This is a genomic window from Bacillus sp. LJBV19 (genome assembly GCF_017797845.1).
Classification (GTDB): Bacteria; Bacillota; Bacilli; order Bacillales; family Bacillaceae; genus Bacillus; species Bacillus velezensis.
The window spans coordinates 64735-77511 of the sequence record NZ_CP072563.1 but is presented as its reverse complement, the minus strand read 5'-3'; the positions used below and the strand labels follow the sequence as shown (position 1 = coordinate 77511).

13 protein-coding genes and 2 tRNA genes are annotated in these 12777 nt (G+C 45.9%); all 15 read right to left on the bottom strand.

What is annotated here, in order from left to right:
- Positions 1–31: 31 nt before the first annotated feature.
- Positions 32–571: a hypoxanthine phosphoribosyltransferase gene (hpt, locus tag J6600_RS00415; protein ID WP_004264611.1), complete on the bottom strand. Its 540-nt coding sequence runs from the start codon at positions 569–571 to the stop codon at positions 32–34.
- On the bottom strand, positions 568–1986 hold the full coding sequence (tilS, locus tag J6600_RS00410) for a tRNA lysidine(34) synthetase TilS (protein ID WP_061862606.1): 1419 nt from the start codon (positions 1984–1986) through the stop codon (positions 568–570). Before tilS ends, hpt begins: the two co-directional genes overlap by 4 nt.
- A 104-nt stretch (positions 1987–2090) precedes the next feature.
- Positions 2091–3092: a protein kinase domain-containing protein gene (locus J6600_RS00405; protein ID WP_014416732.1), complete on the bottom strand. Its 1002-nt coding sequence runs from the start codon at positions 3090–3092 to the stop codon at positions 2091–2093.
- Positions 3058–3795 (bottom strand): vWA domain-containing protein, encoded by a 738-nt coding sequence (locus tag J6600_RS00400; protein ID WP_004264624.1) that lies wholly within the window; start codon positions 3793–3795, stop codon positions 3058–3060. The genes J6600_RS00405 and J6600_RS00400 overlap by 35 nt, the downstream gene beginning before the upstream one ends.
- Positions 3796–3862: 67 nt before the next feature.
- Entirely contained in the window at positions 3863–6352 is a 2490-nt protein-coding gene (gene spoIIE, locus J6600_RS00395) for a stage II sporulation protein E (protein ID WP_209387816.1), read from the bottom strand.
- Between the two features lie 209 nt (positions 6353–6561).
- Positions 6562–6633: transfer RNA gene (locus tag J6600_RS00390), tRNA-Glu, on the bottom strand.
- Positions 6634–6642: 9 nt separating this feature from the next.
- Positions 6643–6719: transfer RNA gene (locus J6600_RS00385), tRNA-Met, on the bottom strand.
- Between the two features lie 157 nt (positions 6720–6876).
- Positions 6877–7263 (bottom strand): S1 domain-containing RNA-binding protein, encoded by a 387-nt coding sequence (locus tag J6600_RS00380; RefSeq protein WP_004264630.1) that lies wholly within the window; start codon positions 7261–7263, stop codon positions 6877–6879.
- Positions 7264–7343: 80 nt separating this feature from the next.
- Positions 7344–7721 carry a cell division protein DivIC gene (divIC, locus tag J6600_RS00375; RefSeq protein ID WP_014416730.1) on the bottom strand — a complete coding sequence of 126 codons (378 nt, stop codon included), beginning with the start codon at positions 7719–7721 and terminating at the stop codon, positions 7344–7346.
- 17 nt (positions 7722–7738) lie between these two features.
- Entirely contained in the window at positions 7739–8374 is a 636-nt protein-coding gene (gene yabQ, locus J6600_RS00370; protein WP_014416729.1) for a spore cortex biosynthesis protein YabQ, read from the bottom strand.
- Positions 8371–8673, bottom strand: a complete 303-nt coding sequence (gene yabP, locus J6600_RS00365) for a sporulation protein YabP (RefSeq protein ID WP_004264638.1) — start codon at positions 8671–8673, stop codon at positions 8371–8373. Before yabP ends, yabQ begins: the two co-directional genes overlap by 4 nt.
- Before the next feature lie 78 nt (positions 8674–8751).
- Positions 8752–9012 carry an RNA-binding S4 domain-containing protein gene (locus J6600_RS00360; RefSeq protein ID WP_007409934.1) on the bottom strand — a complete coding sequence of 87 codons (261 nt, stop codon included), beginning with the start codon at positions 9010–9012 and terminating at the stop codon, positions 8752–8754.
- Between the two features lies 1 nt (position 9013).
- Positions 9014–10489, bottom strand: a complete 1476-nt coding sequence (gene yabN, locus J6600_RS00355) for a bifunctional methyltransferase/pyrophosphohydrolase YabN (RefSeq protein ID WP_007615180.1) — start codon at positions 10487–10489, stop codon at positions 9014–9016.
- Positions 10479–12059 carry a putative polysaccharide biosynthesis protein gene (locus J6600_RS00350; protein ID WP_209387815.1) on the bottom strand — a complete coding sequence of 527 codons (1581 nt, stop codon included), beginning with the start codon at positions 12057–12059 and terminating at the stop codon, positions 10479–10481. The genes yabN and J6600_RS00350 overlap by 11 nt, the downstream gene beginning before the upstream one ends.
- Before the next feature lie 168 nt (positions 12060–12227).
- Positions 12228–12764 (bottom strand): stage V sporulation protein T, encoded by a 537-nt coding sequence (gene spoVT / locus J6600_RS00345; RefSeq protein WP_004264646.1) that lies wholly within the window; start codon positions 12762–12764, stop codon positions 12228–12230.
- Positions 12765–12777 lie beyond the last annotated feature (13 nt).

Genomic DNA, 12777 nt, shown 5'->3' with positions numbered 1-12777 from the left:
ACCGATAACCATCTCGGAAGCAGGCAGCCGATCAGCTTTCATAAATCGCCGGTTTTAATACTCCGATGTAAGGCAGATTGCGATAGCGTTCGGCATAATCAAGTCCGTAACCCACAACAAACGCGTCAGGAACTTCAAAGCCTACGAAGTCTGCTTTAATGTCCGCTTTTCTTCCGCTTGGTTTATCCAACAGGGTAACAATCTTAATTGATTTCGCTTTACGATATCGGAAGAGTTCTACGAGATAGCTCAAGGTTAACCCACTGTCGATAATATCTTCAATGATTAAGATGTCCCGGCCTTCTACAGATGTATCCAAATCTTTGATGATTTTGACTTCTCCGGAAGAAACCGTGGAATTTCCGTAGCTTGATACATCCATGAAGTCCATTTCCAAATATGTATCAATATGCTTTATAAGATCAGCCATAAAAGGAAGCGCTCCCTTTAACACACCGATTGCCAACGGAAACGTGTCGCTGTACTCGCTTGTTAATTGTTCTCCAAGCTGTTTTACTTTCTGCTGGATCTCATCTTCTGAGATCAGCACTTTTTCGATATCCTGTTTCATGTTAATGCTTGCCCCCTACACTTTTCATGCTGTCTATATTGTAATACAATGCGGTCACTGTTTGAAATCACAAGATCGTCAAAGATGGATTTTTTCAAGCCAGGCAGCCAGATAATTTCACCGCTCGCATCCGTTACAATCGGCCATTCGTCCCGATCCCGCAGAGGCAGTTTATGATCAATAAATATATCTTTCACCTTTTTCGAGCCATTCATCCCTTTAAGTTTGATCCGATCGCCGATTTTTCTTGTCCGGATTGTTAAAGGAAATTGCACCTTATTTCTGCTTGTCATAAAAACAGCATTCCCATTTTTGATATGAGGGTCAGCCTGATCGGCCACCTCTATCATAAAGCCGTTGGGGAGAACAGCAGTCTCGCCTTCCGCTCCTTGCAGCTGCAGCTCAAAGGGAACCTTTTCACATTGCCATTGTTCAAATGTAAACAAACATGTCTGATATGATTTGACCACCTTCAGCCCTTTCGGAAAATCAAGCACTCCCGAGGCGCTTCCATTTTCCGCCCATTCGAGAAACTGCTGTATGTGGCGGGCGGAAAACGACGATGGAACGTTTTCATAAAGATAGTTTAATATTAGTTGAACTCCTCTTCTTTGTAAAGGTATCGGAAGGGCAAGCAATTGAGAGGAATCGACTTCAACCGATGTGTCAGACTTGCTTGTAATAACCTTATTCATTCGTTCTTTCGTTAATGACTGCAGGTATTGTTCGTCTTCTGTCAGTGCTTCACTCACCTTTTGAAACATTTTATGAACGTCAGGTGATTCTTGTTTTAAAAAAGGAAGCACGGTCTTTCTGAATCTGTTTCTTGTATAATCGTCTTTTGCATTGCTCTCATCCGTTCTGTAGCTGAGCCCTTCTTGACGGCAGTATTCAAGGATTTCATCCTTTGCCGTATAGAGGAAAGGCCTGATCAGCCAGCCGGATGCAAATTCGCGGACGGGCTGCATTCCCGCAAGCCCTGCCCCGAGCGTACCTTTCGCAAGCCTCATGAGCATTGTCTCAACCTGGTCATCGCCGTGATGAGCCAGCGCCAAAAACTTCGCTTGGTGTTTTGTCATCAGATCTTCGAAAAACTGATATCTGCAATCACGCGCGGCAGCCTGCTTGTTCAGCTTATTCTTCTTTGCGTATGCAGAAACATCAATCTGTACCGTTTCGCAGAGGATGTGTTCAGCCTCGCAATATGACTGCACAAACTTCATATCTTCTTCAGATTCAGGACCCCTGAACTGATGGTCGACATGCGCCGCTATGATAACGGAAGAGTGCCCGAAGTGCTTATTCAGCATACTGAGAAGCGCCATTGAATCAGGGCCTCCGGAGACCCCGGCAATAATCGTTTCCCCCTCCGCCTGAAGATGATATGTTTTGAAAAAATCTTCCACGCTTTTCACAATGTCCCCCTCACAATGAGCAGGTTTTTTAAAGATATACATATCCTATCACTTTCATTCCCTCCAAGCAAAGAAGAAGCATGAGCGCAGGCGTCCGGCCGGCACTAGATGAGAAAAAAGACGATGTAAGCGAAATAAAGGGCGAGAACGCTGATTAAAATAAGTGTTGTTTCAAACAAACCATTGTGCTTTGCGGGTTTTTGTTTAGGTTTATACCGCGTCTGAGATACAGTGCCCTGCCGCGGTTTTGAATGCGGCGGCTTAGGCTTGGCGGCGGCTTTCCTTTTGCTCCCGGCGCTCTGCCCCGCCGTCAGGATGTCATGCTTCATGGCTTCCGCAGACGGATATTGGCCGTTTAAAGCAGAAAACAGAACCTTCTTATACTTATTCAGAAACGGGTGGCCTTCAATGATAGAACGAAGCTGTTCTTTCGGCTGTCCTGACTTTTTGCACTCTTTCTTCTGGACACAGTGGATCATGATCATTGCGACAGCAAACAGGTCATAGGATGGTTCTGCTTTTCTTGTTCCATACCCCCAATAGCCCCTGTCGTAAAACTCCGTATACTCTTTAATCGCGCGGCCCTGTTTTGTCGTTCCCCCTACATCAATGCAGCGAATGGCAGCCGGTGGTCCGGTTACAATGAGATTGTCCGGTTTGAGGTCGCCAAAAACCCATCCTTGCTGATGAAGGACTGACAGGCTGGAAAGAAGCTGAACCATCAGCACCGGAATCCACTCCGCTCCCTTACTGCTGATATATTGCGGAAGAAGCGGCCCTTCTATGTACTCCATCACGTAAAAAGAGACATTTTTATTCAGCTGCGGTATAAACGCATCGTCCGCATCAAAAAAAGAAGGCCCCATCGTTTGCGACCGGGCCTTTGAAAAGGATTTTAAGACATTCACTTCAGAGGTAACAGACATGCTGTCGCTGCTTATTTTCAAAGCGACCTGTCCGCCTGATGCTTCTGCCAGATATACAATACCGTTAGCCCCTTTTCCAAGCTGTTTGAGCAATCTGTAGGATTTGCCGTTCCATTTGCCCTGAATTGCCGTCCCCGGTGCCAGACTACATGCCAAACTCGTTAAAGCGTCGTTCATCATCTGCCAACATGCTCCTTCTTGAGCGGATTCTCTCAAACTGCTGCGTCGCTTCCCGGATAGCGGGGCCCGTAGGGGTGATACCGCCGGTCGACAGCTTCGCAAAGAGTGCAGAAAGGGATTCAAGCTTCGGCGTCCAATTCAGTACAAGCTCAACTTCCTGGCTTTTCCCGGGAAATATACACATTGCAAATTCATTTTGTCCGGCCCGGGAATTTAAACTGATGGAAAGATCGATCAGCGCTTCTTTCACCGTCGGCAGTTTCGGCGCCATACTCGCACTCGTATCAACCAGCACAAGCACTTGCAGATGAACCGTTTCGCCGAGTTCATCAACCACTTCCATCACTTCGCCGCGTTTTTCAGGAGAAAGCTCTTCCATTTCAACGTTTTTCCCTAAAATTTGTTTAAGCTCTTGATTGACGACACCTTGCAGCGTCTGGGTCATTGCTTTTTTCGTCACCATTTGAACCGTCTGAGACAATTGTGACGCGTACACAACTTGATGGACGCCGCCTCCGGCCATGGCGATGCCTTCAACTTCCTTCATTGCCTCTTGGTCAATCGCGTTTTCTTCCATAATTCCTATAACATTCACCGTAATCCCCTGCTCCTTGGCGAAAGCCGCCATTGCGATCGGGTCTTCACCATGATTGGAGCAGCCATCTGTAATCAGCAGAACTTGATTTAAATGTCCCTTATTCACATACATTCCTCCCGGTGATACGATTAGTCCCATCTTCGCCAGAAGGAAAGTGATTTATACGAAAGGATTAAGAAATCTCCTTTTTATTTTGGAAAACCGCCGGCACCGGGATGGAAGCCCATTTCGGCGTGTTGTGATCAATCCGGACAACAACCACCGTCATATCGTCTTCGATTTGGCCGGAACGCGTTCTGATGACCTCTTCCATTAATATATCAGCGATTTCCTGCGGATCTTCGGTTTTCAGCCCTTTCATTTTCCGTTTCATCCACAGATCGTGGTTTTCAACGTGCTTCGGCCCTTCAAAAATACCGTCACTCATCATGACGAGCAGATCTCCCGCTTTTAACTGTTCACTTACAACCTCTACATCAAATTCATTGATGATGCCGATCGGCAGATTGCTGGCCTGCACTTTCATGACTTGATCTCCCCGCTTGATAAAACTCGGCGTTGAACCGACCTTCAAGAATTTGCAGCTTGCATCCTGAAGATCAATGATAGAAAGATCGAGAGTTGAGTAGATTTCGTCTGTCGTCCGTAAAGACAGAATACTGTTGATCGTTTTGATCGCTATTTTTTCATCAATACCTGATTCGAGAATTTTTTCGAGCAGCTTAATCGTTTCATTGCTCTCATAATGGGCCCTCGCCCCATTGCCCATGCCGTCACTGATCGCGGCAGCATACTTTCTCGCCCCCAGTTCCATCATGCTGTAGCTGTCGCCGGAGACAAGGCCGCCGCCTTTTGCCGCATGAGCAGCGCCTGTCGATACCCGGTACGACTTGGTCGAACCGAACGCGACATGGCTGTAGCCATTCGGATGAGTCGAGTGCTGTTCGCTTTTGACAAGTATCTGCTCCTCAAGAATGTCAGACAGCATCGGGGCGATAATTTTCTCACTCTCGCCGTGTCCTCCGCTGAACGGGATTGTCATTTCGATATCAATATTGCCCTGCTCCAAGCTGTATATCTCGACATGCTGAATCTCGATTCCGAAATGCTGAAGCGCCTCTATCATTTGTTCTTCCTGAATAAAATGCTGCTCCCTCTCCCGTTTTATTTCCCGAGAAAAGTCCGCCATGACCTCAGAAACCCCCAACAGCTGCTCGGCAACAAGCCTTCTGCTGTCCTGAACTTTTCTCTTCAGTGTCAGATGGGCGTGATGGTGGGCAAGTTCGTCCTCAATCAGCTCTTCCACCTGTCTGGATTTGGAGCAGTGCTGTTGAAACTCCTTTTTTAATCTGCGGTTTGAGGCATACTGTTTTTCTTCTGTTTCATGCATAACTTGTTTCATTAAGTCATATGTTTTATCAAAGTTTTGAACCCAGCATTTGCTTTTCTTATAGCAGGATTGACAGGAATGCTCGGTGATTTTGCTTAAAAAGAGATCCACTTCCCCTTCTTCCGCCTGCTCATCGGAAGACGTTTGATGAAAGGTGGCAAAGCTCTCCGACAAGGCATGAAACACATTGGAGAACTGGTCTACTTTCTGGGCGGTGACATCTCTGATTTTCCTCGCGTACTGCTGCTGTTCCTGACTGTGCTCAGCAGTGCCCGGTATGTATCTCGCCACCTTTTTCGTAATCGATTGGGGCGTAATCAAAAACAAAACAACGGCAATCAAAGATTCATAAAGAGTGGTCATTAATCCGGCAGACCCTTCTCCATATAATGAAATCAGCAGTGAGCCGATCACTAATCCGACTGCAGCGCCGGCTTTCTTTCCTTCTTTCAGCAGCCCGCCAAGAAGCCCGGAAAACGCAAGCAGACTCATTTGATAGAGATTCCCGATATTCGCAAGCCCGAGGATCAGTCCGGTCACAACACCGACCGTACAGCCGATGCTTGCCCCGCCGACAAAGGAAAAACTCAGCACGACATAGCGGGCCAGGATATGCTCAGCCTGCATTCCCTGAAATGAAACACCGGCAAGCCCGGTTAATACGGATGCGATCAAGATCATAAAACAGATGATTTCTTCTATTTTTAACGATTGCTTCACTTTTTTAATCGTGAAAATCGGCAGGCTTTGCAAAAAGATCAGCGTCAAAATAAAGGCCAGGCCCGCCTCGACAACAGCCATCACATAATCATAGGTGGTAAAAGCGCCGCTTTCAAAATAAACAAATCCGATTCTCGCGGCAGCCATAGAGAAAAACACCACGATCGGCAGCATCTTCACCCGGTCCTGCACGATATATATACCGATTTTCGAAAATAGAGTGAAGACGGCCAAAGCTGTGAGAATCAATAAAGAGTGTTTCGGCGAAATGGTTAAAGCGCCCGCAAGTAAAGACAGACAAGCATAGAAGGCTTTATCTCTTCTGATCAACAGCATCGCTCCGAAAAACGGCAGTGCAAACGGAAGAACCTCAGATAATATGAAAGCCCGTCCAAGTAAAAAACCGATCACGACATAAATGAACCCCTTATAGAAAAAAAGTGAATGCGCTTGATGGACTGTAAGCTTTGCCGCCTTTTCAAAAAACGATTGCAGTTTTTCCAGAGCTTGTCCCGCCATCGGCCCGTTCACTCTTCTTTCCGCTTTTTCCATTGCTCTCATCCCCCACCTGTTTTATTCGTTGCTTGTCATTATAAATGAAAGCCCAGATAGGATTTTGTCAAAAGAAGGTAACAATTCCAGAGAAGTCTTCGACGCTTTCTCCCTTGTTCCCCTTTCCTTTCGTATTTCCTCCGACATTTCTCAAAAAGTTGTCTAAATATGAAAAAATCGGCTTCTGCAACAGAAGCCGATTCGCTTGATGACCCGTACGGGATTCGAACCCGTGTTACCGCCGTGAAAGGGCGGTGTCTTAACCGCTTGACCAACGGGCCGGATATATATGGTAGCGGCGGAGGGGATCGAACCCCCGACCTCACGGGTATGAACCGTACGCTCTAGCCAGCTGAGCTACACCGCCATATAGGTGCTTATAAGCACAAGTTATATAATACAAAGGTTTCTTCATTCCGTCAATAAAAACTTTAAAGTTTTAATTTTCTGACTATAATGGCGCATACAAAAAAAGCACCCGCTGGGATAGACGGATGCTCCATGTATTTATAGAAAGCAGCAAGTTATCCTCTTCTTGCTCCGCGCCCTCCACGTTTTGATTCCGTGTTTCGTTTTAAAGATGATAAGCGGTCTTCGCTATCTTTAAGAAACTTGTTCATTTTCTGTTCAAAAGATTCTTTCGGACGGAAATCATTTCTAGGTCTGGCTTGCGGACGGTCTTTAGCTTTTTTAATTGATAAACCAATTTTCCCGTCTTTTTCAACGTTGATGACTTTCACTTCAACTTGATCGCCGACTTTTAAATGCTCGTTAATGTCTTTTACATAATTATCGGCTACCTCACTGATATGAACGAGACCGGTTGAGCCTCCAGGCAATTCAACAAATGCTCCGAAATTTGTAATACCTGTTATTTTCCCTTGCAACTTGCTGCCAACTTCAATCGACATAAAAAAAGTGCTCCTCCTTAGGCTTATAAAAAGATCGTTTGTTTAATTATACCTAAATAAAAATTTAAGTGTCAACAAGGCTACTTGCTCTTCTTCTCTACATTAAAGAGAATCTCACCATTTCCTGACATAAACAAGTCTCTTCTGGCAAGCTCTGTGACGTAATCCTCATCCTTTAATTTGGAAATTTCATCTTTTAAATCAGCCTGTTTCGCGTTCAATTTTTTCACTTGTTTTTCCAGCTGAGCTTTCTTTTCTTCGTTTGCGCTAAGGGAAGAGGTCTGTGACCACAGAGAACCCGCTAAGACAATAGCCGTCAACAACACAAGGGCGCCGAATACGATCAACCGTCTGAAAAGCCCTTTCCGCCTTCTTTTCATAAGCTGGGATTGCCGTTCAACCTGCTCTTTATAGTCGTTTTGAATTTCAGTTATTGTACGTTCTCTAGATAGATTCAAACCAGACGGTCCTCCTTTCACCTTTTCAAAATACGTATCATGGTCGATCTGATTGTTATGATTAGTTTCTTGCTCTTTTGTGAAAATCCTGCACTTTTTTGAAAATATCGTTTGAAAGTAAGACGCCATTTTTCAGGAAGAAGTTTCAATAATTGTTTCAACAGGAAGAACAGCGGATACAGCAAAAAAGCTACGATCTTAAAAAGACACTTCGCAAAAAAGGCACTCACCCGATAGGAGTATAAAGAAATAACCGTGATCAGCCCGATGAGCAGCTTAAAGAGCAGAAGCACCGGACGGAACAGCACGTGCTGAATGAGCTTTTTTGCGAATTGGTAAAGAGACACCGCAAGATGAATGGCAAATTTCAGTATTTTTATATACATTCGTTTAAACAGGCTTTGGTACGTCGCAATACCCAGTAAGACAGCCAAGAAAATGTATACCCTGAGTTCTCCTTCATTCACGTTGAGCAGCACATAGAAAAACATCAGACCTTGTACAATCCAAAAGAGAATGTCATGAATGAATAACAGCCATCTGGCCGTTTTGGCGCGGCTGACAAACAGCCTGTATGTATCAAGCGACGCTCCGAGCCAGGCGCCCATACCGGTCATTGCCAGCATCGTATAAAATTGGGTCGTCAGTGTCATTTAAACAACTTGCTAAAAAACCCTTTAGCTTTATCCCCTTGCTGCTCGTCTAAATATACAAGGTCAAACACCCTGCCTTTTATAGATACAATCCCTTTTTCCACATCAAGGTTTTTCATCTGCAGGTTCTCGCCTCTGACGGAAAGCATTCCCATAACTGTTTCCAGCAAAAACTCTTCGTTGTCAAAACTTTCTACATGCTTGACGCCCGAAATGTCTAAATGCTTTCTCCCTTTCATCGTTACATCATGCTGTTCCGGAACAGAAGAAGAACCTTTTTGCTCATAATATGAATTCATCTATTCAGCCCCCATATCCTCGATACTTTTAGCATTATTACTGCATTGTATGAGGCGGGAGCCTTGTTTAGAACAAGCCTATTCGCCGAGTTTTTCTTCTTTGACGATTGTATACATGCCCGCGGCTTCTTCTTTTTTCGTTGTTTCTTTCAATTCGTTTACCTTCACGGTGACAAGCTTCTGGCCGAAGCGGACCGTCAGTTCATCACCGGCTTTTACGTCTGAGCTGGCTTTCGCCTGATTCCCGTTAACGGTGATTCTCCCTTGATCGGCGACCTCTTTCGCCAATGTGCGGCGTTTAATTAATCTGGATACTTTTAAAAACTTATCAAGTCTCATATCAGAATCTCCTCTCCATTTCTTTTGCTTCATCCCACAATTTGTCCATTTCTTCAAGTGACATTGCGGTCAATTCAAGTCCCTTTGCTGCCGCTTCTTTCTCAATATAAGCAAAGCGTCTGCGAAATTTGTCATTTGTCATGGCGAGCGCTTCCTCAGGCTCAATTTTATAGTATCGGCCGATATTGACCAATGCAAATAAAACATCGCCGAATTCAGCTTTTAAGCTGATTTCATCTGCTGATTCGGCGGAAGCCTCAGCAGAAAATTCCTTCAGCTCTTCATTTACTTTATCCCATATATCCTGAACGTCATCCCAGTCAAAACCGGTTTTTGCGGCTTTTTTCTGAAGCTTGGCCGCTTTTGCAAGAGAAGGCAGTGTTTTCGGCACGGCATCCAGCAATGAAGAGGATGTTGTTTGCTTTTCCGCTTTTTTGATTTCTTCCCAGTTGGCGACGACATCATGTTCATCCTGAACCTTAACATCCTTAAACACGTGCGGGTGCCGTCTGACCATCTTCGCACTGATGTCTCTGATGACATCATCAATTGAGAAATACCCCTCGTCTTCTCCGATCTGGGCGTGCAGCATAACCTGAAGCATGACGTCCCCGAGTTCTTCTATCATGTGATCCGTGTCCTCTTCGTCAATGGCCTCAAGCAGTTCGTAGCATTCCTCAATCATATATTTCTTTAATGACTGGTGTGTCTGCTTTTGATCCCACGGACAGCCGTTCGGCCCGCGAAGCTCGCGAATAATACTTCGGAATGCAGAAAATTCCTGGTAAAGGAGTTCTTCTTTTTTAATCGGCGGAACATACACGCTTGTTAAGTTATTTATTTCTACATTGCGGTCAAGTTCAAACAAAGGCACCTTGGTCATCTTTTCTCCCTTGCTTCCGGCTGCCGTGACGATGACCACTTCATAGTCGTCAGGCAATTTCTCCATAAGCGTCAGCTTTACCTCAGAGGCCGTCATTTGGTCATAAACCTGGCAAATGATCAGGTGATGGCGGAGTTCGAGCTCATCCGGCGTCATTGTTTGCGCATCCGTAAATTGAAACCCTTCAATCGGATCAATTCGCAATGCATTAAAAGTGGCATCCAAAAAGCTTTGCCCTCCGGCAGTATGAACAGCTACCTGTTGTTCTTCCCGGCGTTCAAATAACAGCTGAACGGTTTTCTCAGCGACAAACGGATGACCGGGCACAGCGTAGACGACATCCTCTTGCTTCGCTTTTTCAAACAGAATGTCCGCGATCTCTTCATAGACCGCTTCAAACTGATCATGTTTTTCATAAATATCATCAAAATACCGGATGTCCGCTTCCGTCTCTTGCTCTAATTCCGGAATCAAAGGGTGGTCTTTCGTTCTTATATATAAATGCTTCGCCTGAGTCAGCAGCTTATGTACGCCCACTGTCAACTGATCCATGTCTCCGGCGCCGAGACCGACGACCGTAATGTTACCTGCCATGTTTTTCTCTCCTCTTTTTCAATTTGCATAAAGCACTGCCGAAAGGAAGGCCGCTCAGCTCTTCGTCCGTGAAAATCTTCATTCTTATCATACAATAAATAAACAATAGCCCTCCGATGACTGACGCAGACAGACTCTCACATACAGCTCCGGCCCTGCTGACAGGAACAAATAACTGCCAAAGCTTCATATATACGAGCAGAAAGAAGACCATCAGCAGACTGCACCAGCACAGACGGGCAATCACGCCTCCGATATTCGTCAGCCAGCCCTTCGACCAAATTCTCCGGAGATTCAGGCACGCAACTGCGGCAAATGCCAAGACGGTCGCCAGTGCCGCTCCTGTAATACCCCAGCCGGGGACCAGCCAAACATTCAGCACCCATTTCAGCGCCCCTCCCGCCAAAACGGATACGGCGGGGAAAACGGTATGTCCCGCTCCTTGCAGAATCGCGGCTGCCGTAAGCGCAATTGAGGCAAAAAAGATAGATAAGCTGAATATTTGTAAGGTCTGCGTCCCCTCACTGTTTTGGAAAAGCATGATATTCACCGGCTTTAAAATGCAAAAAAGCCCGGCTGATGCACCGATCCCTACCGCAAGGCAGAGCTTGACGGCTGATGTTGCTTTCTCTTTTATGATAAACGGCTTATTCTCATGCACCGCTTTTGAGATTGAAGGAACCAATGACGCGGCGATACTGACGGCAAACACGGTTCCCAGCTGAAGAAGCGGCTGTCCGCGGTCATATATGCCTTTCAGCTGTTTCGCGGCATGGCTCTCCGTCCCGTCTGAAAGCAGTGAATATAAGTTTAGGGCGTCTACAAGCTGAATCAAAAGCATGAGTACACTGCTGATACAGATGGTGACTGAATAAAGCAGCAGCTTTTTTACAATGACGGCCGTTTCGATATGTCCGCCGTCTTTCTTTGTTTCTTCCCGCTTATACCAGAAAACAGCCAATACACAAAGGGCCGCCAAGCTTCCGGCAATTGATCCCGAGGCCGCCCCCGCACCTGCCGCGTATAATGAGCGGCCGCTTTTCAAAAGCCAGAAGGATAAACCGAGAAGCACCGCCACGCGAAGAAGCTGTTCCGTAATCTGGGATAAGGCTGACGGCATCATATCATGCACGCCTTGGAAATACCCCCTGAAAACCGCCGTAAACGGAAACAGTATGAAAGCGAACGCCGCGACCCTTATCAGCATCACAAGGCGGGCGTCACCCATAAAACCGGCCAACGGCGCCGCACCGGCATACATGAGCGCAAACAGAACAAGTCCGGCCGCCGTGACATAAAGGGCGGAAATTTTCATTATTTTTTGTTTATGGTCGCTATAATCGTTCATTAATTTTGAGATGATTACCGGAAAACCGGATGTTGACAGCATGACCGCGATCCCTAAAAACGGGTACACCTGCTGATAAATGTAAAATCCGACGTCACCGACAATATTCTGAAAAGGAACCCTGTACACGGCGCTTAATATCTTCGTCACGATGCCCGCAACGACGAGCACAAAAGCACCTTTCCATGCCGATTGCCGCTTGGCGCCAACTGAATCGTTCATCCAAAAGCTCCTTCCAGCCGCTAGAAAATTACGTCTATAAAACGAGCTTATTATATCACAATCCTAACGGCCGAACCGATAGAGAGCACATATGAATATGAAAAAGAACAGCACTTGTATAAGAGCTGCTCTTTCTCCGTTTTCTTATTTCAATAATGGTAATAAGACCTACTGCTCCATCTGTCTCGCCAAAAAACTGGCTGCCGTTTCTACCGCTTTATGTTCTACTTCTCCAAGCGCCTGTTCCTTGGAAAAGATGACCACGGCGCCGATAGGATCGCCATTTGCCACGATCGGGGCTATTGTATAGGAGCTCATATCTTCATCAATGTCATTAACAAGCTGCGCGGACTTCACGTCGTTTTCTACCACTGAGCTGCGCTGATCCATCGTTTTTTCGAGCAAATCGCTGATGGCTTTGTTCAGAAATTCTTTTTTCGAACTGCCTGAAACGGCAATATACGCGTCACGGTCGCAAATCAAGACGGAATGGCCGAGACTGTCATACAATGCATCTGCATATTCCTTCGCAAAATCGCCAAGCTCACTGATAGGAGAATATTTTTTCAATATAACTTCTCCGTCGCGGTCAACGAATATTTCAAGCGGGTCTCCTTCCCTGATTCGCAGTGTTCTCCGAATTTCTTTAGGAATGACGACCCGTCCTAGATCATCAATACGACGTACGATACCTGTAGCTTTCATCTCTCTGGTGCCT

Bases quoted from the DNA above. Each gene is read 5' to 3' on its own strand.
- spoIIE (WP_209387816.1), bottom strand. From the start codon at position 6,352: ATGGAAAAAGCGGAAAGAAGAGTGAACGGGCCGATGGCGGGACAAGCT.
- J6600_RS00350 (WP_209387815.1), bottom strand. From the start codon at position 12,059: ATGAACGATTCAGTTGGCGCCAAGCGGCAATCGGCATGGAAAGGTGCT.
- hpt (WP_004264611.1), bottom strand. From the start codon at position 571: ATGAAACAGGATATCGAAAAAGTGCTGATCTCAGAAGATGAGATCCAG.
- yabP (WP_004264638.1), bottom strand. From the start codon at position 8,673: ATGAATTCATATTATGAGCAAAAAGGTTCTTCTTCTGTTCCGGAACAG.
- yabN (WP_007615180.1), bottom strand. From the start codon at position 10,489: ATGGCAGGTAACATTACGGTCGTCGGTCTCGGCGCCGGAGACATGGAT.
- J6600_RS00405 (WP_014416732.1), bottom strand. From the start codon at position 3,092: ATGATGAACGACGCTTTAACGAGTTTGGCATGTAGTCTGGCACCGGGG.
- J6600_RS00380 (WP_004264630.1), bottom strand. From the start codon at position 7,263: ATGTCGATTGAAGTTGGCAGCAAGTTGCAAGGGAAAATAACAGGTATT.
- spoVT (WP_004264646.1), bottom strand. From the start codon at position 12,764: ATGAAAGCTACAGGTATCGTACGTCGTATTGATGATCTAGGACGGGTC.
- J6600_RS00360 (WP_007409934.1), bottom strand. From the start codon at position 9,012: ATGAGACTTGATAAGTTTTTAAAAGTATCCAGATTAATTAAACGCCGC.
- yabQ (WP_014416729.1), bottom strand. From the start codon at position 8,374: ATGACACTGACGACCCAATTTTATACGATGCTGGCAATGACCGGTATG.